22 protein-coding genes and 1 pseudogene are annotated in these 24,044 nt (G+C 69.7%); 13 read left to right on the top strand and 10 right to left on the bottom strand.

The features are described 5' to 3' along the window. Positions 1 to 2 precede the first annotated feature (2 nt). On the top strand, positions 3 to 875 hold the full coding sequence (locus AB0H87_RS10240) for a hypothetical protein (RefSeq protein WP_360142388.1): 873 nt from the start codon (positions 3 to 5) through the stop codon (positions 873 to 875). Here AB0H87_RS10240 and AB0H87_RS10235 read toward each other — a convergent pair. Both AB0H87_RS10235 and AB0H87_RS10230 read right to left on the bottom strand, forming a co-directional pair. Next, positions 862 to 1,395 (bottom strand): hypothetical protein, encoded by a 534-nt coding sequence (locus AB0H87_RS10235; RefSeq protein WP_360142386.1) that lies wholly within the window; start codon positions 1,393 to 1,395, stop codon positions 862 to 864. The two genes, AB0H87_RS10240 and AB0H87_RS10235, sit on opposite strands and share 14 nt — an antisense overlap. Positions 1,396 to 1,449: 54 nt before the next feature. Further along, a complete protein-coding gene (locus AB0H87_RS10230; RefSeq protein ID WP_360142384.1) occupies positions 1,450 to 3,468 on the bottom strand; it encodes an NPCBM/NEW2 domain-containing protein in 2,019 nt (672 codons plus the stop codon). A 173-nt stretch (positions 3,469 to 3,641) separates the two neighbouring features. On the opposite strand from AB0H87_RS10230, the gene AB0H87_RS10225 reads away from it, so the two are divergent. From AB0H87_RS10225 to AB0H87_RS10215, 3 genes are all read left to right on the top strand, one after another. Next, a complete protein-coding gene (locus tag AB0H87_RS10225; RefSeq protein ID WP_360142382.1) occupies positions 3,642 to 4,643 on the top strand; it encodes a sigma-70 family RNA polymerase sigma factor in 1,002 nt (333 codons plus the stop codon). A 19-nt stretch (positions 4,644 to 4,662) separates the two neighbouring features. Beyond that, on the top strand, positions 4,663 to 6,096 hold the full coding sequence (locus tag AB0H87_RS10220) for an MFS transporter (protein WP_360142380.1): 1,434 nt from the start codon (positions 4,663 to 4,665) through the stop codon (positions 6,094 to 6,096). A gap of 371 nt (positions 6,097 to 6,467) precedes the next feature. Further along, on the top strand, positions 6,468 to 6,674 hold the full coding sequence (locus AB0H87_RS10215; protein ID WP_360142378.1) for a hypothetical protein: 207 nt from the start codon (positions 6,468 to 6,470) through the stop codon (positions 6,672 to 6,674). 27 nt (positions 6,675 to 6,701) lie between these two features. On the opposite strand, the gene AB0H87_RS10210 is transcribed toward AB0H87_RS10215, so the two are convergent. Continuing rightward, positions 6,702 to 7,640, bottom strand: a complete 939-nt coding sequence (locus tag AB0H87_RS10210; RefSeq protein ID WP_360142376.1) for an NADP-dependent oxidoreductase — start codon at positions 7,638 to 7,640, stop codon at positions 6,702 to 6,704. Between the two features lie 130 nt (positions 7,641 to 7,770). Here AB0H87_RS10210 and AB0H87_RS10205 point away from each other — a divergent pair, with 130 nt between their 5' ends. The 3 genes from AB0H87_RS10205 to AB0H87_RS10195 all read left to right on the top strand — a co-directional run bounded on the left by AB0H87_RS10205 (position 7,771) and on the right by AB0H87_RS10195 (position 10,231). Continuing rightward, positions 7,771 to 8,658 (top strand): AraC family transcriptional regulator, encoded by an 888-nt coding sequence (locus AB0H87_RS10205; protein ID WP_360142374.1) that lies wholly within the window; start codon positions 7,771 to 7,773, stop codon positions 8,656 to 8,658. Between the two features lie 166 nt (positions 8,659 to 8,824). After that, positions 8,825 to 9,202: a MerR family transcriptional regulator gene (locus tag AB0H87_RS10200; protein WP_360142372.1), complete on the top strand. Its 378-nt coding sequence runs from the start codon at positions 8,825 to 8,827 to the stop codon at positions 9,200 to 9,202. A 36-nt stretch (positions 9,203 to 9,238) separates the two neighbouring features. Next, positions 9,239 to 10,231 carry a zinc-binding dehydrogenase gene (locus tag AB0H87_RS10195; protein WP_360142370.1) on the top strand — a complete coding sequence of 331 codons (993 nt, stop codon included), beginning with the start codon at positions 9,239 to 9,241 and terminating at the stop codon, positions 10,229 to 10,231. A gap of 15 nt (positions 10,232 to 10,246) precedes the next feature. Here AB0H87_RS10195 and AB0H87_RS10190 read toward each other — a convergent pair. After that, positions 10,247 to 11,508: pseudogene (locus tag AB0H87_RS10190) on the bottom strand (MFS transporter). Positions 11,509 to 11,537: 29 nt separating this feature from the next. After that, positions 11,538 to 12,779: an aminotransferase class V-fold PLP-dependent enzyme gene (locus tag AB0H87_RS10185; RefSeq protein ID WP_360142368.1), complete on the bottom strand. Its 1,242-nt coding sequence runs from the start codon at positions 12,777 to 12,779 to the stop codon at positions 11,538 to 11,540. Here AB0H87_RS10185 and AB0H87_RS10180 point away from each other — a divergent pair. Beyond that, positions 12,778 to 14,166: a PLP-dependent aminotransferase family protein gene (locus tag AB0H87_RS10180; protein ID WP_360142366.1), complete on the top strand. Its 1,389-nt coding sequence runs from the start codon at positions 12,778 to 12,780 to the stop codon at positions 14,164 to 14,166. The two genes, AB0H87_RS10185 and AB0H87_RS10180, sit on opposite strands and share 2 nt — an antisense overlap. A gap of 12 nt (positions 14,167 to 14,178) precedes the next feature. Here the strand turns inward: AB0H87_RS10180 and AB0H87_RS10175 are convergent, their stop codons facing one another. Continuing rightward, positions 14,179 to 14,415, bottom strand: coding sequence for a hypothetical protein (locus tag AB0H87_RS10175; protein WP_360142364.1), 237 nt, complete (start codon positions 14,413 to 14,415; stop codon positions 14,179 to 14,181). 90 nt (positions 14,416 to 14,505) lie between these two features. Further along, positions 14,506 to 15,081 (bottom strand): winged helix-turn-helix domain-containing protein, encoded by a 576-nt coding sequence (locus AB0H87_RS10170; protein WP_360142362.1) that lies wholly within the window; start codon positions 15,079 to 15,081, stop codon positions 14,506 to 14,508. Positions 15,082 to 15,164: 83 nt separating this feature from the next. Between AB0H87_RS10170 and AB0H87_RS10165 the strand changes: the two genes are divergently transcribed. Next, positions 15,165 to 16,235, top strand: a complete 1,071-nt coding sequence (locus tag AB0H87_RS10165) for an aldo/keto reductase (RefSeq protein WP_360142360.1) — start codon at positions 15,165 to 15,167, stop codon at positions 16,233 to 16,235. 199 nt (positions 16,236 to 16,434) lie between these two features. Continuing rightward, the gene (locus tag AB0H87_RS10160) at positions 16,435 to 17,658 is read left to right on the top strand and encodes an MFS transporter (RefSeq protein ID WP_360142358.1); all 1,224 of its coding nucleotides are present in this window, start codon (positions 16,435 to 16,437) and stop codon (positions 17,656 to 17,658) included. 6 nt (positions 17,659 to 17,664) lie between these two features. On the opposite strand, the gene AB0H87_RS10155 is transcribed toward AB0H87_RS10160, so the two are convergent. Continuing rightward, positions 17,665 to 18,135 (bottom strand): helix-turn-helix domain-containing protein, encoded by a 471-nt coding sequence (locus AB0H87_RS10155; RefSeq protein ID WP_360142356.1) that lies wholly within the window; start codon positions 18,133 to 18,135, stop codon positions 17,665 to 17,667. A 131-nt stretch (positions 18,136 to 18,266) separates the two neighbouring features. On the opposite strand from AB0H87_RS10155, the gene AB0H87_RS10150 reads away from it, so the two are divergent. Further along, complete coding sequence (locus AB0H87_RS10150) at positions 18,267 to 19,007, top strand: isocitrate lyase/phosphoenolpyruvate mutase family protein (RefSeq protein WP_360142354.1); 741 nt, start codon at positions 18,267 to 18,269, stop codon at positions 19,005 to 19,007. A 111-nt stretch (positions 19,008 to 19,118) separates the two neighbouring features. Here the strand turns inward: AB0H87_RS10150 and AB0H87_RS10145 are convergent, their stop codons facing one another. Both AB0H87_RS10145 and AB0H87_RS10140 read right to left on the bottom strand, forming a co-directional pair. Beyond that, on the bottom strand, positions 19,119 to 20,540 hold the full coding sequence (locus AB0H87_RS10145) for an MFS transporter (protein WP_360142352.1): 1,422 nt from the start codon (positions 20,538 to 20,540) through the stop codon (positions 19,119 to 19,121). Between the two features lie 423 nt (positions 20,541 to 20,963). Beyond that, on the bottom strand, positions 20,964 to 21,287 hold the full coding sequence (locus AB0H87_RS10140) for a YciI family protein (protein WP_360142350.1): 324 nt from the start codon (positions 21,285 to 21,287) through the stop codon (positions 20,964 to 20,966). A 774-nt stretch (positions 21,288 to 22,061) separates the two neighbouring features. Between AB0H87_RS10140 and AB0H87_RS10135 the strand changes: the two genes are divergently transcribed. Both AB0H87_RS10135 and AB0H87_RS10130 read left to right on the top strand, forming a co-directional pair. Then, entirely contained in the window at positions 22,062 to 23,459 is a 1,398-nt protein-coding gene (locus AB0H87_RS10135; protein WP_360142348.1) for a mercuric reductase, read from the top strand. Between the two features lie 173 nt (positions 23,460 to 23,632). After that, entirely contained in the window at positions 23,633 to 24,007 is a 375-nt protein-coding gene (locus tag AB0H87_RS10130; protein ID WP_360142346.1) for an alpha/beta hydrolase, read from the top strand. The last annotated feature ends 37 nt before the right edge of the window (positions 24,008 to 24,044 follow it).

Here is a 24,044-nt window from a genome sequence, read left to right as displayed (position 1 = left end):
GGGTGCGGGCTGAATCCTCGCCGCGGTGGGGGCACGCCGACGGGCTGCAGATCGGGCTGGCGCCGCTGCCGGGGCCACGAGGGTTGCTGCGGGTGTACGCGCCGTACCTCGGCCACGATCCGGACCGGGTCGTGAACTTCATCGCGGTGGAGCCACTGCCGGTGGGCGCCACCGAGCGTGGGTTCTCGGAGCTGGAGTGGAGTGCGCTCGACGGCGAGCGCGGCAAGCGGATCGGCAGCGCTGCCGAGCCGTCTGCCGCGTTCGGTCCGCTGTCGCCCGGTGTGGTCTCGTCGTCCGGGGAGCTGACGGTCTACCTGCCGGTCGAGCGGTTCGACAACGGTGCCCACGTGTACGTGCGCGCGCGGTTCTCGCCGGACCAACCGCACTCGGTGGCCGTCGCCGCTTTCCACCACCCGGACTCGGTGCCGCTCGCGCGGCTGACGCTGACCGCGACGATGGGCAACTGGGCTCGGCTGCGGCGGCTGTCGCTGGGCGCGCGTACGGTCACGCCGGCCGAGTTGTGGCCGGGGTTCAGCGGTGACGGGTTCACCGAGCACGCCAGGTTCGGTCCCGACTCGCTGGGGCGGGACGCGTCGGGTGCGGTGGTGGTCTCGGCCACCACCGACGAGGCTTCGCCCGCCTCCGCCTCCTATGCGCCGGGGACCGCGGCGCACTGGCACTACGTCGGCCGCACCGCGGTGCAGTCGTGGCGGGCCGAATCTCCCGACCCGGACCTGGAGGTGCTCGTCAACGGGCGGGCGTGCTACTGGGCGAGCAGCTCCCCGATCCCGGGCGGCGTCTCGTTCGAGAACTTCGAGTTCGGCGCCGCCTACCGGCCCGGACAGGAGTACGTCTTCAGCGTCACTCCCGACTGAGCCCCGGCGGCAGGGCGTCCTCGTCGGGCCGTACCCGGCGGGCGTTGATCCGTGGGTCCTGCCCCAACGCCTCGATCAGCGACGCGCTGCCGCCGAGGTCGGTCCAGGCGTCGTCCCAGAGGGCGGAGACGAGCCAGGACCGGTCCTTCGGGAAGAACAGGTCGGGCAGGTGGCCGTCGCCGCGCATGTGGCCGGTGCGCCAGGTCAGTGCCTGCTCGGGTCCGGCCTCGACGAGCACGTAGTCCCAGCCCCAGTAGAGGGTGACCCGCGGCGCCCGCGGAAAGACGACATCGTGGGCGCCGGTGTCGAGGTAGCCAAGCCACCAGGGCTGGTCCGTCGTCTGTCCGTTCAGGACCGAGATCAGGGCGCGTTCATGTTCCGCGTAGGTCGTGCCGTCCGGCGGGAAGCAGGTGGCGTACGCCTCGAAGACCGGCGGGATGGCGGCCGTGATCGTGGTGCCGTCGGTGGTCTTCCCGGCCAGCCATGCCACGTCGGCGGCGGTGCCGATCCTGGGTTCCATGGGTGCACGGTACGTCGGACCCAGGTGGCCGGGCGGCCACCTGGGTCCTTCGCGTCAGCAGGAGGCGGTCAGGCCCGCCCAGTTCGCGCGGTCGTTGTAGCCGCCGTCGCCGGCGTCGCCGACCACCAGGTCGAGGACCCGGACGCCGGTCAGGTCGACGTCGACCTGGCGGGTGTCGTCGCGGGTCAGCACGCCGCTGTCGAACAGGACCCGACCGTCGCCGACCACCTGGAAGGTCGAGGTGGCGCCCTCAGGGCCGACGTTGCGGACCGCGTCGTCCAGGCCGACGATCGCGGCGAGCCGGGTGCACGCGCCGCCCAGGTAGTAGCGCACCGTGGACGGTGACGCCACGCCGATGCCGGTCGGGTAGACGTGACCGAGCATGCTGATCGGCGACCAGCCACCGACGCTGGCGTCGACGGTCGGGCTCATCCAGCCGCTGGTGGCGCTGATCCAGGCGTGGTGCGACAGGACCACCTCGCCGTCCGGTGCGGCCGGAGCGACCACCACGCCGGCCGTCGTCGTCTGCGTCACCCGGCCGCGCCCGATCACGTCGTACGCCGTGGTGGCGGTCAATGTGCTCGTGCCCGCGGTGGCATCGGCCGCGAGCGTGACCGTGAAGGCGAACGTGGTGCTGCTCCCGGGTGCGAGCGACTTCGGGGCGCGGCTGTCGGCCCGGACCGCCCAGCCTTCCGGCGCCGTCAGTCGCACCGCAGGCGTGAACACCGGCAGCGAACCGTCATTGCGCACGGCGACCTCGACCCGCACCTGCTCGCCGGCGGCCACGATCGGTGCCGCGTCCGGGAGGGTCGGGATGCCGGCCGTGACGTGCGGGACGCCCGGCACGCCGCGGGCGTTGCCGACCCGGAAGAGGGCCGCGCCGTGTGCCGGGACGGCCGCGCTGATCGTGCCCGCGCTCTCGGTGACCTGGTCGGTCCAGGCGTTCTTGAGGGTGAACCGGTCGCCGGTCAGGCCGATCCTCGTGGCGTCCGCGGTGACCGTCTGCGGGCTGTCGCCGCGGTTCAGCAGCACGACGGCCCGGTCGCCGTTGGCCAGCCGCTTGACCCAGGTCTCGGTCGTGCCGGCCGGCCCGACGCGGACCGCCTGCACGCCGGCCCGATCCTGGTTGATCGCCAACACGTCGGGGTCGCTGAGGATCCTGATCGAGGCGTCGCTGAGCGTGCGCAGGTCGCTGCCGATGACCAGCGGCGCGGCGGCCACGGACCAGAGCGTCATCTGCGTACGGAATTCCTCGTCGGTCATGCCGAGCTGCGGCCCGAGATAGTCCGGGTCGTTGAAGTGCCCGGGCCCGGCCACCTCGGGATGCCGCGCGTTGGCGTCGTAGTTGCGCAGGACGTCCTTGAACTTGATGTCCCCTTGGAAGCCCACGTCGGTGTACGTGCGCCAGGACTGCGCGATGCCCGGCGCGTAGGACCAGGAGTAGGTCGACTGCTGGGTCTCGGGATAGTTGCCCCAGTCGGGCGAGGTCACCGGGTTGCACAGGTTGAACACCATGGGCCGCTTGCTGGCGTTGTTCCGCAGGGCGTTGGCGAACTCGGTGTAGACGGTCTTCGGGTCGAGGTCGGCCGCGATCCCACAGAGGAAGTCGACCTTGACCGCGTCGAACTTCCACGCCGCGAACTGGTCGGCGTCGCGCTGGTAGTAGCCGCCGCCGCTGCCGAGCCCGCACCTGCCCGGGATGTAGGGGCCGGCGTCGGTGTAGATGCCGGCCTTGAGCCCCTTGCTGTGGATGTAGTCGACGAGCGCCGGCAACCCGTTGGGGAACTGCGCGGGGTTCGCGGTGAGGTCGCCGGCCGCGCTGCGCGGGGTCGGCGCGGCCCAGTTGCCGTCGATCCAGACGTAGCGGTAGCCGGCGTCCCGCAGGCCGCTGCTCACCAGGAAGTCGGCTGACGCCTTGACCTCGGCCTCGGTCGGGTCGCCACCGAGCCCGTAGTAGGTGTTCCAGCCCATGTATGGGGTCTGCGGTAGAGGTTCCGCGCCGGCCGTCGGGCCGGCGGCATGCGCGGGAGCGGCCACCTGACCAGCCGCGAGGGCGAGGAGGGCAGTGATCACAAATCGATTCACATCGGATTCCTTCGCTGCCGAACGTTTCGACGATCCTGCATCTCGTTACGGCCGGATGTCAACATTAATTAGTAATTTATGAGTTGTCTGGCCGACGACCAGTTTCCGCCGCCGGCGGTGTCCATATCCTGCGAAGGGCACATCGGAGGGGAGGAGCGCCCATGCGAGAGCTGGCGCTGGCACGGTCGGGTGACGGCGAGGCGTTCCGGCGGCTCGTCGAGCCGTACCGCCGGGAGTTGCAGGTGCACTGCTACCGCATCCTCGGCAACGTGCAGGATGCCGAGGACCTCCTGCAGGAGACGCTGCTGGCGGCGTGGCGGGGGATCGGTGGTTTCGAGGAGCGGGCGTCCGTTCGCACGTGGCTCTATCGAATCGCGACCAACCGCTGTCTCAACGCGCTGCGAACCAACGCTCGCCGTCCGCAGGAGGATGTGACCTACCAACCGGAGGTCCCGTTGCCCGAGCCATCGCACCGACGGTCGGAGCCGAGTTGGCTGGAGCCGTACCCGGACGTGTTGCTGGACCAGATCGCCGACCAGGCGCCCGGCCCGGAGGCGCGCTACGAGGCGCGGGAGTCGGTATCGCTGGCGTTCCTCGTCGCACTGCAGCAGTTGCCGGCACGGCAACGCGCCGTGCTGGTCCTCCGGGACGTGTTGGGATTCCGCGCCGCCGAGGTCGCCGGCATGCTGGACACGACGGAGAACGCGGTGAACCTGGCCTTGAAGCGAGCGCGGGGCGTGCTGTCGACAGGTCGGGACTGGCGCGACGCCCCGCCTGCGAACTCGCCGCAGGAGCGCCGGATCGTCGACGAGTTCGCCCGCGTTTTTCAGGCCGGCGACGTCGACGCGATCGTCGCCATGTTGACGAGCGACGCCTGGCTGACGATGCCTCCGCTGCCGTTGGAATACCAGGGGCCCGACGCCATCCGGAACTTCCTGGCCACGGTCGTCCTGCGCGACGGCCGCCGGTACGTGCTGATCCCGACCCGCTCGAACGGTCAGCCCGCGTTCGGCACATATGTGCGCGACCCTCGTACGCCGATCATGCACGCGCACGGCCTGCTCGTCCTCAGCCTGGCCGGCAGCCACGTCACCGCGATCACCAAATTCCTGGACAACTCACTTCTCGGTGCGTTCGGCCTTCCCCGATCACTGCGGGCCTGACCAGATAGGCGGAGAAACCGTGACCACCTCGAAGCAAGCCTGGGTGCTCGGGCTCGCCTCATCGGCGTCATTCATGATGGCCCTGGACAGCCTCGTCGTGACGACGACGCTGACCTCGATCCGGCAGGATCTGGCGGCATCGGTCGAGTCGCTCGAGTGGATCGTGAACGCCTACAATCTGACGTTCGCGGTGCTGCTGCTCACCGGGGCGGCACTTGGCGACCGATTCGGGCGGCGCCGACTGTTTGTCGTCGGGCTGGCGGTCTTCACCGTCGCGTCGGTCGCCTGCGCACTCTCCCCGAACGTCGGCACGCTGATCGTGTCACGCGCCGCGCAGGGCGTCGGCGCCGCGATGGTGCTGCCCCTGTCGCTCACGCTGATCAGCGCGATCTTCCCGCCGCGGCAACGCGGCAGGGCGATGGGGACATATCTGGGCCTGACCGGATTGGCGACGTTCAGTGGCCCCTTCATCGGCGGCGTTGTCGCCGAAGGGCTGGCCTGGCAGTGGATCTTCTGGCTGAACCTGCCGGTCGGAGTCCTGGTGATCGCGCTCACCACCAGGCGCGTCGACGAGAGCTTCGGTCCGAACAACCGGTTCGACCTCGTCGGGGTCGTGCTCGTGACGCTCGGCGCGTTCGGCATCGTCTGGGCGCTCGTGCGCGGCAACGCGGCCGGGTGGCGCAGCGGCGAGGTGCTGGCGACGGTGGTGCTCGGTGCCGCGCTGGTGGTCGCGTTCGTGCTCTGGGAACGACGAACCGAAGCCCCGATGTTGCCCATGCGGTTCTTCCGGGCGAGGGCGTTCGCCACCGCGAATCCCGCGAACTTCCTCGTGTTCGCTTCGTTGTACGGGACGTTGTTCTTCCTCGCGCAGTACTTCCAGACCGTGTCCGGCGTGGGGCCGCTCGGCGCCGGCCTGCGGCTGATGCCGTGGACAGCGACGCTGATGGTCTGTGCGCCGATCGCCGGCCGGCTGACGGACCGCGTGGGTGAGCGCAACCTCGTCGTCACCGGACTGCTGCTCCAGACGATCGGCTCGGGCTGGATCGCGCTGGTCGCTGACCGCGACACAAGCTATCTCGAGATCCTGCCCCCGCTGATTCTCGGCGGTGTCGGGCTCACCATGGCGATGCCCGCGGCACAGAAGGCCGTCGTCGGCGCGATCCGTCCACAAGAGATCGGCCAGGCGTCCGGCGCGTTCATGATGCTGCGCATCTTCGGTGGGGTCTTCGGCGTCGCGATCTCGGTCGCGGTCTTCACAGCCGTCGGTTCGTACGCGTCCGCTGAGGAGTTCAGCACGGGGTTCGCGGCGGCGATGACCGCGGTGGCCATCTTCGCCTTCATCGGCACGGTGGTGGCCCTCGGCATGCCGCGCCGGCGATCGACCGCGACGGCCGGGCCCACGCCGGCGCCGGTCGCCGTACCGGCTTCAGCTGGCAGCGGGCCAGTCTACTGACGGCGGGGGCGGCCCGCTGGACGTCACGCGAGTCGCCAGTGGGTGGTCGCCTGTGCGCCGTCCAGCAGCCCGGTCTCGGCCAAGGTGAAGGCGCCGCTGCCCTGGCCGGCGACGATCGCGCCGCCGTCACCGGGTCTGGCGTCTCCTGCGGGACGGTCGCGCCGGGCAGGAGCGGCACGAGGTCCGCCTCGGCCAGCCGGCCTGCCGGAGCGTCGACGAGGAACGGAAATGGACTCATCACCAGCCTCCCCCGACCCTGGCGAATGCAAGGTCGTATCCGTGTGGGTGAGGGTTGCTCGATCCTGAGGAGTAGGAGGGGATCGTTCTTCGCGTCGATGCTGGACGCCGCCGCAGCCGCCTAGCTTGGTTGGATGACAGAGCAGAAGAAGGCTGGCAACAGGCGATGGGCGCCGTGGTGGCTGTATCTCGTCGTCCTCTTGCCCGCCAACCTCGCCAAGCAGGCTGCGCTCGGCGACGCACCGGTCGCCCTGAACGTCGCCGCGACCGTAGCGCTCGTCGGGGCGGGTATCGTCGTCATCACCGCCCTGTACCGGGCGTTCGCGAGCAACTCCGCATGATCGTCTGGTTACCGCTCGGGCCGAGGGTCATGGCGTGAGGACGAGCTTGCCGCGGACCCGGCCGCTCTCGCTCAGTCCGTGTGCGTCCGCGGCGCGGTGGAGCGGCAGCACGTCGGCGACATGGACGCGGAGCAGTCCCTGCTCGACGAGTCTCCCGAGGGCCACGAGATGCTCGGCCGACGGGCGCACCTGCACGGTCTCGAAACGGACGCCCCGTCGTGCGGCGTCATCACGCGTGATTCCCGGGTGGTCCCAGACCGTGCTGACGTGCAAGCCGCCCGGAGACAGCGTCTCCAGCGATCGCGGGCCGTACGAGTAGCCCATGTTGTCCAGCACGATGTCGACATCCTTCACCACGGCGGTGAAGTCCTCCGTCGAGTGGTCGACGGCCTCGTCGACGCCTATCTCCGCCAGGAACCGGTGGTTCGCCGCCCGCGCCGTGCCGATCACGTAGGCGCCGTGGGCTTTGGCGATCTGCACGGCGACGTGCCCGACGCCGCCCGCCGCCGCGTGCACCAGGACCCGTTGTCCGGCCTCCACCTTGGCGATGCCGACCAACGCCTGCCACGCGGTGAGTCCGACCGAGGCCAACGCGGCGGCCTCGACTTCACTCATCCATTGTGGCCTGTCCGCGAGGTCTGCGGCCGGTGCCCGCGCGTACTCGGCGTACGGGCCGACGAACGGTGTGGGCATTCCGAAGACCTCGTCGCCGGGGCGGAACCTCGCTACCCGCTCGCCGACCGCCTCGACCGTGCCGGAGAGGTCGAATCCGGGGATGAACGGCATGGTCACCGGCAACGCCGCCGCTCCCGAGCGGATCTTCCAGTCAGCGGGGTTCACGCTGGCTGCCCGCACCCTGACGAGCACGTCCGCCGGTCCTGGTGCCGGTCGCTCGACCTCCGTGAGTTCGAGCACGTCGGCGTCGCCGTAGCCGCGCTGCCGGATGGCTCGCATCTGTGTTGACATGACCTTCGCCTCCGGGGAGAAGAACCTGATGGGCCGACCATATGGCCGAGCTCATGAGACGCGGCAGCACTTCACGTCTGCCTTTCATTGCCGTGCGTCTCGCACGGGAGACGAGCGATACCTTGGTGGGGTGGACTTGCTCGGCGACGCCATCGCGGCGATGCGGGTCGGCCGGCCAGGGTCGACACGCACTGATCTTCGAGCGCCCTGGGGCCTGCACTTCGACAAGGTTCCCGGCGCGGGATTCCATGTGGTGCTCCAAGGGTCCTGCTGGTTGCTGGCACCCGGAGCCGACCCGCTCGCGCTGGGGACGGGCGACGTCGTCCTCCTCCGCGGTGGACGCGGGCACGGTCTTGCCGACGACCCGGCGACTCCGCTCGAGCCCTTCCCGTCGGCCCGCCCCGCTGACCTCACCGCGACGGGTTCGGGAGCGCGGACGGTGCTGTTGTGCGGGGCGTACCACCTCGACCTGGTGCGGCCGCATCCGCTGCTGCGGGAGCTGCCCGACGTGATCCACCTGCCGGCCCGGCTCGGCCGGCACCCTGCCTTGCGTTCCGCCGTCGAGTTGCTCAGTCACGAGCTCGACGCGGAGGAAACCGGGACCGGTGCCGGCGTGCCCCCGCTCGTCGACCTGCTGTTGCTCTACATACTCCGCGCCTGGTTCGACGACCAGGCGGTCGGCGGCAGGGCGCTCGCCCTGCACGACCCGTCCATCAGAGCCGCGTTGGAGGCTCTCCACCGCGATCCGGGTCGGCCATGGACCGTGGCCGAGCTAGGCGACCGCGGAGGGTTGTCCCGCGCGGCGTTCGCCCGTCGATTCACGGACGCGATCGGACGTCCGCCCATGGAGTACCTCACCTGGTGGCGGATGACGACAGCCGCGCGGCACCTGGTCGAGACCGACGACGCCCTGAGCTCCGTGGCCGCCCGGGCTGGATACAGCTCGGAATTCGCCTTCGCGAGAGCGTTCAAACGCGAGTTCGGCAAGGCTCCGGGTCGGTATCGCCGCCTCACCTAGCATGACGACGGGTCGGTCTGGGTGCTCCTCGCCGTGGTGGCGGCGATCGCCCTCATCGTGCTGCCCGTGAGCGCACTCGCGGCGCGCCTCGCCATGCCGGGTGGACCGATGGGCGCGCTAGCCTACGAGTGACGGCTTGCCCCACCGTGCCGTAGCGAGGTGTCACATGAAGATCGGCGAACTGGCCCGGTCGACCGGGGTCAGTGTCCGCGCACTGCGCTACTACGAGCAGGAGGGGCTGATCCGGTCCGCGCGTTCGGGCAACGGTTACCGGGACTTCGCTCCCGAGGCCGTCGACGCCGTCCAGCAGATTCGCGCCTTGATCGACTCTGGCCTGCCGACGCGCATCATCCGCGAGGTCCTGCCATACCTCGAGGGTCCGGAAAGCCTGCTGCCGCGGAAACCGTGCACATACATGCTCGACGAGGTCGCCCGTCATCGGGACCAGCTCGAACGCCGGGTCACCTGCCTGACCAGGAATCGCGATGCGCTCGACGCCTATCTGCGGGCCGCGCGGACGGCTGCGACCGCGCACGACGCTTGACCGTGACGCAAGCGTAAGGCTTCTAGCGTGCGGGACATGCCTCGAAACACCACGATGCGCGCACTGCGGCAGACGTCGCTCGGCGGCCCGAAGGACATGCGCCTCGTCACTGACGCTCTCGTGCCGACGCCGGGCCCGGCTCAGGTTCTGATCCGAGTCGTCGTCGCGGGCGTGAACTATGCCGATGTCATGCAAGCCCATGGCAGCTATGACGGCGGACCGCGGGCGCCCTATCTCGCCGGATTCGAGGCGGCCGGTGTCGTGGTGGCCGTCGGTGCGTCGGTGGCCGGGATCGACATCGGGGACCACGTCCTGGGCACGGGCTACGGAGCGTTCGCCGAGTACATGGCGCTGTCCGCTGACGCCGTGGTGCCGGTGCCCGCGAACTGGACGGACGAGCAGGCGCTGGGCCTGGTACTCAACAGCGCGACCGCGCTGGCGGCGCTCAAGCCATTGGGCCGGGTCGCCCGTGGCGAGACCGTGGTGATCCATGCCGCCGCGGGCGGCGTCGGCCAGGCAGCGATCCGGATGGCCAAGCATTACGGCTCAACCGTCATCGCCGTCGCCGCGGCGGACAAGCACGGACGCGTGCGTTCGCTCGGCGCTGACCACGCGATCGACTCCCGCCACCGCGACATCGCCGGGGAAGTGGTGGGGCTGACCGACGGGGTCGGCGCAGACCTGGTGCTGGGGTCGGTCGGCGGGCCGGCCTTCTCCGCCAGCCTCGCGATGACCAGGCGCATAACCGGACGGCTCATCGTGTACGGCGTGGCCGGCGGCGAAGCGGCGGTCACCAACTGGGAGCTGAACTTCAAGCACCAGGTCCACCTCATCGGCTTGCACATCGGCGTACTCATGGGATCCGCTCCCGCGCTGTTCCGCCGGCTGTGGGACGACCTCCTCGGGCTCGTGGCGACCGGGGTGGTTCCACCCGGCGAACCAACTGTGTACGACCTGGCGGACGGACCACAGGCACTCGCGCGGCTGGCGGCACGGAGCACCGTGGGCAAGCTCGCGCTGCGGCCATGACCGCTCGTGGCGGGATCAGCCGCCGGCGGCGGAGCGCGCCGCCGGCATCTCCCGGAGCCGGCTCACCGGCGAGGCCACGAGCGCGATGATGACCGCGGCCGAGCCGACCGCCGCCACGGTGAGTGCGTTGCCGGCACCGATCACGCCGCACAGCAAACCCGCGAAGAGACCGCCGAGCGCACCTCCGCCGAACAGCAGCGTGCGGAACACCGACGTCATCCGCCCCGTCATCCACTGTGGAGTAACGGTCTGCCGCAGGCTGACGATGATGACACCGGCGACACCAAGTCCGAGGTAGGTGGTGAAGAACGAGAGGACGAACAGGCCGACCATGACCGGGCGGGGTCCCGTCGCCAGCGCGATCAGCGTCGGGCCGAGCAGCAGGGCGGGCTGGGCGACGAAGTAGACGCGTCCGACGCGGAACCGCGCGATCGCCTTGCGGGAGATGAGGGCGCCGATGAGCCCGCCGACGGAGGCGGTGGTGAAGATGGCCCCGTCGTCGACGGGAGCTCCAACTCGCGTGTGCCGTACAACAGGAACATGGTCCAGACGGCGATCATCGAGAGGTTGCAGCAGAAGCCGATGAGCGCGAGCCAGCGCAGGATCGGATCCCGCAGGACCCACCGCAGGCCGTCGCGCAGTTCCCGGCCGAAATGCCGCGTCCCCTCCGGCGAAGCGGGCGGCGACTCGCGCGTGCGGATCAGCAACAGCGAGACCAGCGAGACCAGATAGGTGCAGACCTGGGCGATCAACGCCAGCGGTGCCGTCAGCGCCGCGACCAGCACGCCGGCCAGCCCTGGGCCGGCCACCTCGGCCGTTGAGGTGCTGATGCCCATCTTGGCGCTGGCTTCGACATACATCTTCGGGTCTTTGACGAGCGTGGGCACGTACGACATCCAGCTCACGTCGAACAGCACCGACGCGACGCCGATGAGGCAGGCGACGACGAGCAACGGCGTGATGCTCAACGCGTCCAGCCAGTACAGCAACGGAATGAGCCCGAGCAGGACCATGCGGCTGAGGTTCGCCGCCAGCATGATCGGCCGTCGCCGCACCCGGTCGACCCAGACCCCGAAGAGGAGTGACAGGCCGAGGTACGGGGCCAGCTGCAGAAAGCGAAGCAGCCCGACCTGCTCGTCGCTGGCTCCGAAGGCGTGGATGGCGGTCAGTGGCAGGGCGAGGTTCGTGATCTGCGTGCCGATCAGCGACAGGCTCTCGCCGAACCAGAACCTGCGGAAGTCGCCGTTGCGCCACAGGCTGGGTGGCCGGGGGCGCACGGCGACCGTCCTGTGTGGTCCGGTGAGGGTCACCGCACCTCGCCCGCCGCGGCGAGCTGGGCGACCACCGCGGCCACCTCGTCGACCTCTTCCTCCGTGTTGTAGTAGTGCGGCGAGAGGCGAAGGCACCAGTCGACGTCCTTGTCACCGAAGTCGAACTGGGCGAAATCGCGGAAGCTCAGCGCCGAGTTGATCCGGTGGGCGTCCATCGCGGCCTTGAACGGCTGCGGCCGCCAGCCGTCGATGGCGAAGGTGACGATGGCGCTCAGCTGCGGGCCACGATCCAGCACGCGTACGCCAGCAATGGGTTCGAGCGCGGCGCGCAGCCGTGCGCCCAGGGCGGGGCTGCGCCGGGCGATGCCGTCGATGCCGACGCCACGCGCGTAGCGGACAGCCTCGGCGCAGCCGAGCAGGGTCGCGTACGGGAACTCCCATTCCTCGAACCGTGCCGCGGTGTCGACCGGCTGGTAGCTGTCCGGGCCGGTCCACCGGGCGCCGTGCATGTCGATGAACAGTGGCTCGTACCCGGCGCGCAGGACGCGGTCGGAGACGTACAAGAATCCCGAGCCGCGCGGGCCGCGCAGCCATTTGCGGCAGGTCGACGCGAACAGGTCGCAGCCGATTTCCTCGACGTCGATCGGATACTGGCCGACCGATTGGCAGCCGTCGACGAGATAGAGCAGATCCAGTTCACGGCAGACTCGCCCGATCTCCGCGATCGGTTGGACGAGGCCGGAGTTGGTCGGGATGTGGGTGGCCGCGACCAGCCGGGGCCGATGGGTGCGCATGAGGTCCGCCATCGCCGACACGTCGACTCCGCCGCCGGGCAGGTCCGGCGCGTGCACGACCCGGACACCGAAGCGCTTGCGCAGGGACAGGAACGCGATCTGGTTCGAGATGAAGTCGTCGCGCGTGGTGAGGATGACGTCGCCGGCCTCGAACGGAATCGCGGACAACGCGTTGGCGTACGCGTGCGTGCTGCTGCCCGAGAAGGCGATGTTGTCCGGCGCGGTGTTGATCAGGGCCGCGATCTCCGCGTAGAAGGCCCGGACCTGGTACGCCCGGGCGGCGGACGCTTCGTAGCCGCCGATCGCCGCTTCCAACTCGAGGTGCTCGACCATCGTCTCGAGCACGACACCGGCGAGCAGGCCACAGCCGGCGTTGTTGAAGTGGATCACCTGGTCGGCGCCCGGTGTGTCGGCGCGCAGGGCCTTGATGTCGAGCGGTAGCGGTTCCGATCCAGCGGCGGTAGCGCTATCATGATTCTTCATGTCGGAGAGTAGCACTTCTGTGGACCTCGTCGCCAACCTCCGGCACGAGATCGGCAGGCTGTCGCCCGGTGACCGGTTGCCGAGCAGCCGCGATCTGGTGGCGCGCTACCGGGTCAGTCCGGTCACCGTCTCGCGGGCCATCGCGACCCTCGTGACGGAAGGCGTCGTCGTCACCCGTCCCGGCAGTGGGACCTATGTGGCGGCGAGGAAGAAGGCAGGGGCGAACGTCGCACAGACCTCCTGGCAGACGGTGGCGCTGACCGACCGGGCCGTGGACACGCGGCTGGTGAGTGAATCACCCGGTCCACCCCAGCCTGGAACGATCCTGCTCGACGGTGGCTATCTCCATCGGTCGCTGCAGCCGACGAAGGCGTTGGGATCGGCGCTGGCCCGTGCCGCCCGGCGCCCGGACGCCTGGGACCGCGCGCCGACGACGGGTCTGGCGGCGTTGCGCAGCATCTTCGCGAGTGCCGTCGGCGGGAGCGTCATCGCGGACGACGTCCTCGTCACCGCGGGCGGGCAGAGCGGCCTGTCGATGGCCTTCCGCGCGATCGCCGGCCCGGGCAGCCCGGTCCTCGTCGAGTCGCCGACCTACCCGGGCGCGCTCGCCGCCGCCCGCGCCGCCGGGCTGCGACCCGTGCCGGTGCCGATGGACGATGCCGGCATCCGTCCGGACCTGCTCGCCGACGCCTTCGACCTGACCGGAGCACGCCTGCTCTACTGCCAGCCGACCTACCACAATCCCACCGGCCTCACACTCGCCCAGGAACGCCGACAGGAGATCATCGACGTGGCGCATGCCGCCGGCGCGTTCGTCCTCGAGGACGACTTCGCCCGGAATCTCGGCCATGGCGGGCACACGCCGCCACCCTTGATCACGGACGACGCCAACGGCACGGTGGTCTACCTGACCTCCCTGACGAAGCCGGCGGCGCCAAGCCTCCGCATCGGCGCCCTGATCGCCCGCGGACCGGTGATGTCGCGGCTACGGGCGATCCGGATGGTCGACGACTTCTTCGTCGCCCGCCCGCTCCAGGACGCGGCCGTGGAACTGCTCAGCTCGCCCTCGTGGGATCGCCATCTCCGGTCCTTGGCCAGCGCCCTCCGGGAGCGGTGCGAGGTCCTGGCCGGCGCCATCGCCCGCGAACGACCCGACTGGGTCATCGGCCGCCATCCCACCGGGGGCCTGCATCTCTGGGTGCAACTGCCCCGCGGCGCGGACGACGCCCAGGTCGCCGACGCCGCGCGCCGGCACGGGGTGGCGCTCAGCACGGGCCGGCACTTCTTCGCCACCGAGCCGCCCGCGCCCTACCTGCGCCTGGCGTTCGCCGCCACCGTCGACTCCACCGAGCTGACGGCGGCCGCCCGCCGCCTCGCCGGGCTCTGAGAGTCTGCGGCGTCAGGAGGCCTGCCGCGAAGCCTTGTCGATGAGTAACTGCGCTCTGGTCCTGACCCGAGCAAACGCATCGGTATCCATTGCGGACAGTGCCGCCCGTGCGACGGCGACCGCGGCTCCCGCCTCGCCGGCCGCCAGGTCGGAGCCCGGCTGGAGCAGCAGCGAGGCGAGGATGATCCGCTGCTTGGGCGGCGTGATCTTTACGAGCTGGGCGCTTCGACGCACCTCGAGCGGTCCCATGACGCGAAAGTAGAGCGCCTCACCGCAACGCGAGACCCGCGCTAGCGCTGGCGCGGTAGCGGTTTCGCCGGCGCCAACCTCGGCGCAGCGTCACGGCTCTGCCGGGAAGGCGTGTGCGAAGGCCAGGACGGTCCGGCGATCGTGCCCGTCGTCGGGGATCTGCCGCCGCCGCCAGCCGAGCAGGAGGTCGTTGAGCTGTTGTCCCAGTTCGAGCAGCTCGTCCGGGGTCAGCTGGAGCCAGACATGGGAGCTGAAGGCGCTGTCGTCCCACGGCTCTTCCCTGATCTCCAGGAACTCGCGGGCGCGCTCGAACTGGCGCTCGAGCATGGCCCCTTCGGCGGACGTGGCGGCGGCTTGCGCGGTCGGTTGATCGCGAAACTGGCCGACCGTCCAGCGCATGCCGCGGGTGACCAGCTTCCACCGGCGCTCCCGACGGTCGGTGCTGCCGCCCGGGGCCGGCGCGACGAGGCCCGCCTCGACCAGGACCTTGAGGTGATGCGACACGCTCCCGGTCGCGAGGCCGATCGACTGGGCCAGCGCGGTGGTCGTCGACGGGCCATGCACGGCCAGCGCGTCCATCAGCCGTGCCCGGTCGGGGTTGGCCAGGGCCGACAGCGCCCGCACGTGGTCGATCTGCCGGACGTCCGACTGGTCATCGTCATGCATGCCGAAAGTATACAAGCAGATTTGCGCAAATCTGCTTGCGGACCTACAGTTCGGTTCGTGCCGTTCGAAGGGAGCACAACCGCATGACGATGACGTACGCGCCGCTGGGTCGCACTGGCATGACCGTGTCCCGGTTCACCCTCGGGGCGATGATGTTCGGCTTCGCCGGCAACCCGGACCACGACGACTGCATCCGGATCATCCACACCGCTCTGGACCGGGGCATCAACTTCGTCGACACCGCGAACATGTACTCGACGGGCGAGTCCGAGACGATCGTCGGCAAGGCCCTGCGCGGCCGTCGTGACGACGTCATCCTCGCCACGAAGGGCCACTTCCCGTTGGAGGAGGGGCTCAACCGGGGTGGCAACTCACGGCGTCACCTGCTCCACGCGGTCGATGCCAGCCTGACCCGGCTCGGCACCGACTACATCGACCTCTACCAGGTGCATCGCCCCGACTGGGACACCGACATCGAGGAGACGCTCGGCGTCCTCGCCGACCTCGTGCGCGCGGGAAAGATCAGAAGCTTCGGCTGCTCCACGTTTCCGGCGTACGAGATCGTCGATTCGCACCGGGTCGCCGATGCCCGCGGGCTGATGCGGTTCCGCACGGAGCAGCCTCCGTACAACATCCTGGCCCGTGGCATCGAACGCGACGTGCTGCCGGTCGCGGAGAAGTGGGGCATGGGCGTCCTGACCTGGAGCCCGTTGGGTTTCGGGTTCCTCACCGACCGCTACCGCCGAGGCGTCGAACCCGGGAGCGAGGGGCGCGCGGCACTGCGGCCGGCCTGGTTCGACCCGACCGACCCGATCGTCGCGCGCAAGCTCGACGCGGTCGAGCGGCTGGTGGCGGTGGCCGACGACCTCGGCCGACCGCTGCCCGCGATGGCGACGGCGTTCCCCCTCGCCCATCGCGCCGTCACGTCGGTCATCATCGGGCCGCGGACGCAGGAGCAACTCGAGTCGACGCTCAAGCACGCCGACCTGGAACTCGACGACGAGGTGCTGGACCGAATCGACGCGATCGTGCCGCCGGGATCCAATGTGTACGACCCGAACGCTTCGCTTGAGCTGCCGTGGATCAGCGACCCGACGCGCCGCCGCCGAACCGCCCGCACGCTGGTCGGATCCGCCGGACAAAGCGGTTCTTGACGCGACTCTTTCGCACCTCGCGATCCGAGTTGGACTTCCCGGACCTGGTTGGGCGGCGTGGGGAACGGCAGGCGCCCCGATGCTGGCACGGTTGGGGCTTGCATGATGCAAGCGCTCCACTTAGGCTCGGTTGCATCATGCAACTCCGCTCGACCCGACTCTTTCGGCGACTCCGGCTACGTGACGAGGGAAGGTGCACATGGGTACCCAACGGGTGGCGTCAAGTCCGGCCAAGACGAACCTCGTCCTGGCCACCCTGTTCCTGGGAATGTTCGTGCTGGGCAGCGCCGAGCTGCTGGTGGTCGGTGTGCTGAACCTGATCGCCGCGGACCTGCGGGTCTCCATCCCCGCCGCCGGCCGGCTGGTGACCCTTTACGCGTTGGGCTTGGCCATCGGCGGCCCGATCCTGACCGCGCTGACGATCAGGTTCAACCGGCGGACCGTCCTCATCGGCGCACTCGTCTTGTTCGTGCTGGGCAACGCGGTCGCCGTGCTGACTGCCGACTACGGCCTGTTCCTCGCGGCGCGTACCCTCACCGGTGCGGTTCAAGGCCTGTTCATCGGCGCCGCCTTCGCCGTGGGGATCGCGGCCGCTCCGCCGGAGCGGATGGGCCGGGCGATGTCCGTCGTCGTCTCCGGGGTCGCGGTCTCGGCCGCGCTGGGCGTGCCGGTGGGCACGCTCGTCGGCCAGACGCTCGGCTGGCGCGGCTCGTTCATCGCGATCGTCGTGTTCGCCTTGGTCACGCTCGTCGCCACGCTGGCGCTGATCCCGTCCGTGCCCAGTTTGGGCGGCGGCGCGGGCAACCAGGCCAGGTACGCGTTCGCTCCACGCGTGCTGGCCGTGTTGTTCCTTCAGGTCCTGGCGTTTGCGGCGCTGTTCGCGGCAATGACTTACATCGTCCCGTTCCTGGGGTCCGTCGCCGGCATCTCGGGCGCGTTGGTGAGCGTGTTCCTGCTGGCGTACGGCGTCGCGACCGCCGTGGGCTCGTTCGGCGGTGGACGGTACGCCGACACCAACGCGGCGCGCACCCTGATCGTCGGAAGCGTCGGCGTCGCGGTCGCCCTGCTCATGCTCTACCTCGCCGGGTCGATCGCCGCCCTCGCGGCGCTGGCCCTGGCCATCCTCGGCGTGTTCGGCCTCGGGGTGCTGCCGTCGATTCAGTACCGGGTGGTCAGCCTGGCCGGTCCCGGCGGCGGGTTGGCGCAGTCGCTGCCGGCCTCCGCGGCCAATGTCGGCATCGCGCTGGGGTCGGCCGTCGGCGGCCTGGCGCTCGGAAGCGCGGGCGCTTCAGCTCCTGTGCTGAGTGGACTGATCATCGCGGCGGTCACGATCCCGGTCGCATGGGCCACGAGCTTCCTCAAGCCGCCCGCGGCTGAGGAGGCGCCCCAACTGGCCGACGCGGCCGTGAGCAAGGCGGTGTAAGTCGGCTCAGAGCACGGCGTCGGCCGGCAGACCCGGCCCGGGGTGCGTCTGGATCTCCTCGGGGTCAGGCACGGGACCGCAGTTCTCACAGGCCGTTTGCTGCCGGACCGCACCGCCGCAGGTCGAGTGGACATAGAGCAGCGGCGGGCCATCGGGGGCCTCCCACCGGTCGCCCCATTCGGTCAAGGTGGCGATCACCGGCGCCAGGTCGCGTCCCTTGTCGGTCAACACGTAGTGGAAGGACTCCGGCTTGCCGGGCGACGGGCGGCGCTCCATGATTCCGGCTTCGACGAAGCCGTCCAGGCGGGCCTTGAGGATGTTCGTGGCGATGCCGAGCCTGCGGAAGTCGCTGAACCGGGTCGCGTCCGCGTACAGCGCGTCCCGGATGATCAGCAAGCTCCACCGCTCGCCCACGACCTCGAGGGCACGCGCGGCCGAACACACCTTGGCCATCGCCTCATACGTCTTGCCGAGCATGCCGGTCAGCCTATCGACCGGCGCTTGCGTGATGCAACCGACCGGTTTTCGGGTCTGGCGGTGTCAATAGGTACGACGGACAGTCGGCGCGGGGAGTGCGGAGGATGACGATGGCTCATGAGGTGACCGGGTTGGCGGCGCGGGCCGAGCGGTTGCGGGAGTTGCACAGCGGTGATCTGCTCGTGCTGCCCAACGCCTGGGATGCGGCGAGCGCGTCGACGGTGGTGGAGGCTGGGTTTCCGGTCGTGGCCACCGCCAGCGCCGCGGTCTCGGCGATGTTGGGTTACCCGGACGGTGAGGGTGCTCCGTGGCAGGAGATGTTCGCCGCGGCCGGGCGGATCGTGCGGGCGGTGGACGTCCCGGTCACCGTCGACGCCGAGGCGGGTTACGGGATGCGGCCGCGTGAGCTGGTCGACCGGCTGCTGCACATCGGCGCGGTCGGCTGCAACCTGGAGGACAGTGACCATCGGTCGGGTGGCCTTATGGAAGCCGGCGCGCACGCCGAGTGGTTGGCGGCCGTGCGCTCCGCCGCAGCGGATGCGGGCGTCCCGATCGTCCTCAACGCCCGCGTCGATGCTTTCCTGCCGAGCAGCGGGATCGCCGAACCGGATCGCCTCGCGGAAGCGGTGCGGCGGGGCCGGCTCTACCGCGATGCCGGCGTCGACTGTGTCTATCCGATCGGTGTGCGCGAGCCGAAGGACATGGCCGTGCTCGTGCGTGAGCTGTCGTGCCCGATCAACGGGAACACCGGCGAGCTCATGGATCTGGCCACCCTTCGGGAGCTTGGTGTAGCACGCGTTTCCTACGGGCCCCGGTTCTATCGCGCGGCCCTGGCGGGCCTGAAGACCGCTGTCGAGGACCTGAAGGCCTGACGGCGGGCGGCGTCGAGCGCTTGTTCTCGGCCCTGGCCGGGTCGATGGGTCGAAGATGGCCGGTCAACGGTTTGGGAGATAGCCCGTCGGCCGGCCATCGTCGCCGAGTGCTCACTCCGACGGTGCGGTGCGGGGCATCAGCCCGACGACCGGGAGGCTGAGGGCGGTGACCGCCAGAACGACGATGAGAGTGACCTCCATCGCGTGGGCCAGCCCGGAGGTCGCGGCTTGAAAGAAGATCGACGTGACCGCGGCCGAGCCGATCGCTGAGGCGAGTTGCTGGATCGAGCTGAGCGACCCGCTGGCGCTGCCGGCTTCGTCGGCTTTCGCGTCGCCGAGAGCGACGGTGGGGATCGTGGCGAAGCTGAGGCCGATGCCGACGCCGATGACGAACAACGCCGGGGCCAGCGCCCAGAGGCCGAGGTTCGTCCCGGCATGATCGACGAGGGCCAGGACCCAACCGCAACCGGCAAGGACGACGGTGAGGCCGACGAAGACGAGCCGGCGACCGAGCTTGGCGACCAGGCCGCCCATGGCGGCGAACCCGGCAGCGATGAGACCCAGAGTCAGGGGTACGAGGCCGAGCGAGGCGTCCCGCGCGCTGGCGTGCAGCCCCTCCTGCAGGAACAGCGACAGCACGAAGATCAGGCCGGTGCCGGCGGGAAAGACGGCCAGGCCCACGAGCATTCCGGAAGTGAAACCGCGGTTCTTCAGGAGCGACGGCGTGATGAGCGGGTGGGTCGCGGTGCGCTGACGGTAGGCGAAGGCAGCGAAGAACAGGAGGCCGACGGTGATCGAGCCGACCGGGACGGCGCTCCAGCCGTTGGTCGAGCCCTCGATCAGGCCGTACAACAGACCGATCATGGCCACGGCGAGCAGGCCCGAGCCCCAGCCGTCGACGACGGTGGACCGGTCGGTGTCGTCGTCACGCGGCAGGATCTTGGCGGCCAGGAACAGCCCGACAATGCCGAGGACGATGTTCGCGAGGAAGATCGGCCGCCAGGACAGCCCGAACAGGTCGGCGCTGATGATGAACCCGGCCAGGACCGGGCCACCGACACTGGAGAGACCGAGCACCGGCCCGAACAGCCCGAATGCCTTGCCGAGCATGTCCCGGCTGAACGCCTTCGTCATGATCGCCATGCCCTGCGGGATGAGCAGAGCCCCGAACGCCCCTTGCGCGACCCGGGCGGCGATGAGCAGGGTCGGGTCGGGCGAGAACCCGGCCACCGCCGAGGCCAGCGTGAACCCGCCCATGCCGACCAGGAAGAGCCGGCGCTGGCCGAACTTGTCACCCAGCCGTCCGCCGACGAGGAGCAGGACACCCATGGCGAGCATGTACGCCGGCCCCAACCACTTGACCAGACTCTGACCACCGTTCAGCTCGCCGGCGATCGTGGGTGCGGCGATGTTCGTGACCGTCGCATCGATCACGTCGAGGGCGTCGGCAAGCAGCACGAGCCCGAGGATGGCCCACATCCGGCGGCTGGAGCGGTGGGTGGTGACGGTGGTCGGCTCCGTCAAGGTAGTCACGAGGAACGTCCTTCGCGTGTCAGGGGCGCCCCTCCTGGGGGCCTCTCACCTCCACTACGAACACCCCGACCGGCGATCCGACACCGCGCGCAGAATTTCGCTCCAGATCTCCCCGGATGGTGGCTCCGCATGCGCGTTTCCTGGTTGCGCACCTCCCGCCGTTGCTGAGCTCGACCTCGACGCCGTCGGCGGTGCGCGGGACCGCGTTGCCCGCGGGAGTTGTTGAGGATGGTCATGCCCCGAGCGGACGACTGGTGTTCCCGGCCAGCTCGATCGGCCGGTGGTGGGCCGCGCGGGACTGCTCGCACCGGCCCAACCGGCGCAGCAGGTCGGCGCTGGTGGTGTGGCGCGATTGCCGACCAGCGCTTAAGCGGCCACCACCCGCGCCCGCTCCTGGCGGTGTGACCGCGTCCTCGACGGCGCTCACTGGAACGGCCGGACCTCGATCTTCCGATCGCAGACCTTGGACGCCTCGGCGGCGAGCTCGAGCGCCACGTCCAGACCGGGGACCTCCCACACCCAGACGCCGGCGAGGTACTCCTTCGTCTCCACGAACGGCCCGTCACTGAACACGGCCCGCTCACCCCGGTTGTCGACAACCGTGGCCGCGTCGGTGTCGGCGAGTCCGCCGGCGAAAACCCAGTAACCCTCGGCGATCAGCCGTTCGTTGAACTTGCTGATGGCAGGCCGCCTGTCCGTACTGCCGGGATTGCTCTTGTCATCGATCACGGAAACCAGATACTGCATCCGAAAGATCATCTCCTGCGTGGTTCGGTGGTCAGGGCCTTGCCCGGTCTCGCAGGGATCCTCCCCGTCCCGCGGCGGTCCTCATCCGACGCACTTCCTTTCCCGCATCGACGGCGACCCGAGTCGTGCGTCGTCGGCTTCATGATCGCGGGCCTTGGGCCCTGGCGGCGCCCCGTTTCGGCGGCCTCACCCCTGCTACGAACGCCATCGCACCGATCAGACACCTTCACCGAAGTGCGCTGGGTCGTCAGCCGTCGTTCGTTGTGGTGCGTTGGCGCATCTTGCGACGCGGCGCCGCCTGCGACTGGTGCGGCGATCGACGGGGCCGCCGGGTCACCGGCGATGATGTCGTGCCGTGCTCCTTCGATCGTGGAGGGGCTATGCCAGCGCGTAGACGACCGCCTGCCGCGGCCTTAAGGGCCTGCTCCTTCGGCTTGGTGTTGGCCAAGGACACGAAGGAATTGATGGCATACGGCTGCCCCTCTAACGCTTTCGCGGCGCCCATGGCCGCCTTGGTAGCCGCGCCGACGCCGGCGCATGCGAGACAAGGAGACGCCGCACCTTCGCAAGGGCCGCCGTCTGCCTTGACGTGGCCGAGCGTCAGAAGGCGTCCGCATGGTCATCGCAGTCGTCTACCGCTTGGCGGCGCCGCAGCGCGTCACGGGGCGTTCCACCCCTCCTTCCCGTGCGGAAACGCAGCCAGCCATCAGCGATCCACGCAACCCACCCCACCGCCTCCAGTTTCCAAACTACACAAAGAGTTACCATCCCGTCATGAGTGGTAAGGGCGACAATCCGTACGACGTGATAGTGATCGGGACCAGTCAGGGCGGCCGGTTCCTCCCCATCGATCTGGCGAAGGCAGGCAAGCGAGTGGCGCTCGTCGAGCGCGACCACCTCGGGGGCGTCTGCGTGAACACCGGGTGCACCCCGACCAAGACCATGGTCGCCAGCGCCCGCCTTGCCTATCTGGCGCGCCGCGCCGAGCAGTATGGCGTGCGGACAGGGCCGGTGTCGGTGGACATGGCCGTGGTGCGCGAGCGCAAACGGGCGATGGTCGTCGGCGCACGGGAGAACTACGCCAGCCGCCTGGCTCAACACAGGGTCGACGTGGTCGAAGGTACGGCCCGCTTCACCGGGCCCAAGACGATCGAGGTCGTACTGAGGGATGGCGGGACGCGTGCGCTCACCGCACCGGTGATCGTCATCGACACCGGCACCCGACCGAAGCCGCCCCCGCTCAGCGGCGCGGGAGAGGTCCCCGTCTTTGACTCGACCTCGATCATGGAACTCGACGCTCTACCCGACCACCTGATCGTCCTCGGCGGCGGCTACATCGGGCTGGAGTTCGCACAGATGTTCCGCAGGTTCGGCAGCCAGGTCACCATTGTCCAGACCCGACCACGCCTGCTGACGCGGGAGGATGACGACGTCTCCGACGACGTCGCCGCCATCCTGCTCGAGGACGGGATCACGGTCGTAACGTCGGCAGCTCCGGAGCGGGTGGAGGAGACCGGCGACGGGCGCGTGCGCCTGACCCTCAGCACGGCCGACGGCCGGCAGCAGGTCGAGGGCTCCCACCTGCTGGCGGCGATCGGCCGCATCCCCAACACCGAGGCGCTCGCGCCGCAGGCCGCCGGCATCAGCGTGGACGACAAGGGCTTCATCGAGGTCGACGAGTACCTGGAGACCTCCGTCCCCGGCGTCTACGCCATGGGGGACGTCAAGGGCGGCCCCGCCTTCACCCATCTGTCCTACGACGACTACCGGATCCTGCGCACCAACTTGCTCGCAGGCCAGAAGGCGAGCACGCGGGACAGGATCGTGCCGTACACCGTCTTCATCGACCCGCAGTTCGGCCGCGTCGGCATGAGCGAGCGCCAGGCCAGGCAGGACAACCGTCAGGTGCGTGTCGCCAAGCTCCCGATGAGCGCGGTCATTCGCGCCCTCGAGACCGGGGAGACCCGCGGCTTCATGAAAGCCGTCATCGACGCCGACAGCGGGCAGATCCTCGGCGCCGCTGTTCTGGGTGTCGAAGGCGGCGAGATCATGTCGATCATCCAGGTTGCCATGCTGGGCAAGCTCCCCTACACCGCCATGGCCGACGCCATCTTCACCCACCCCCTGTACGCCGAGGGCCTCAACACCCTCTTCGCCACCCTCGACGCCTAGCTCGAGCGAGAACGTGTGCGCCGGCGATCAGGGTTCGCCCGCAAAGAGCGGGCGCCAAGCGTGGATAAGCGCCTACTGCTCCCGCCAGGAGACGTGTGTGCGCAGGCCGGCGAATCGCCCAACACCACGAAGAGGCCGACCGACGGCTACTCCTTCGCCCACAAAGGACAATCATGAAGCGCCTCGGCCATCCCACCTTGCTTCTCGTCCACGGCGCATGGCATCGCAAAGAGATGTGGCGCCTGCTGATCGACGAGCTTCCAGACGTCGACATCCGGGCCCTGCAACTGCCCTCCAGCGCACCCGTGCCAGTGGACCAGCTCGGCGACCTCTACGACGACGCCACCGCGATCCGCACCGCCGTGGCCGACATCGGTCGGTCCTGCGTCGTCCTTGCGCACTCCTACGGTGGCGCCCCGACCACCCAGGCTCTGGCAGGTGTCGACTCCGTCCTGCGGGTCGTCTACCTGTCCGCATGGCAACTCGACGTCGGAGAGTCGCTGCTCAGCATCATCGGAGGCCTGCGGTGCATGGCGGTTCTCCTATGACTCGTGGCAATAGAGGACCGTCAGTGGAAGCGCTCCC

Source organism: Asanoa sp. NPDC050611, from assembly GCF_040654855.1.
Classification (GTDB): domain Bacteria; phylum Actinomycetota; class Actinomycetes; order Mycobacteriales; family Micromonosporaceae; genus Asanoa.
This window is presented reverse-complemented; position numbering and strand designations above follow the sequence as displayed.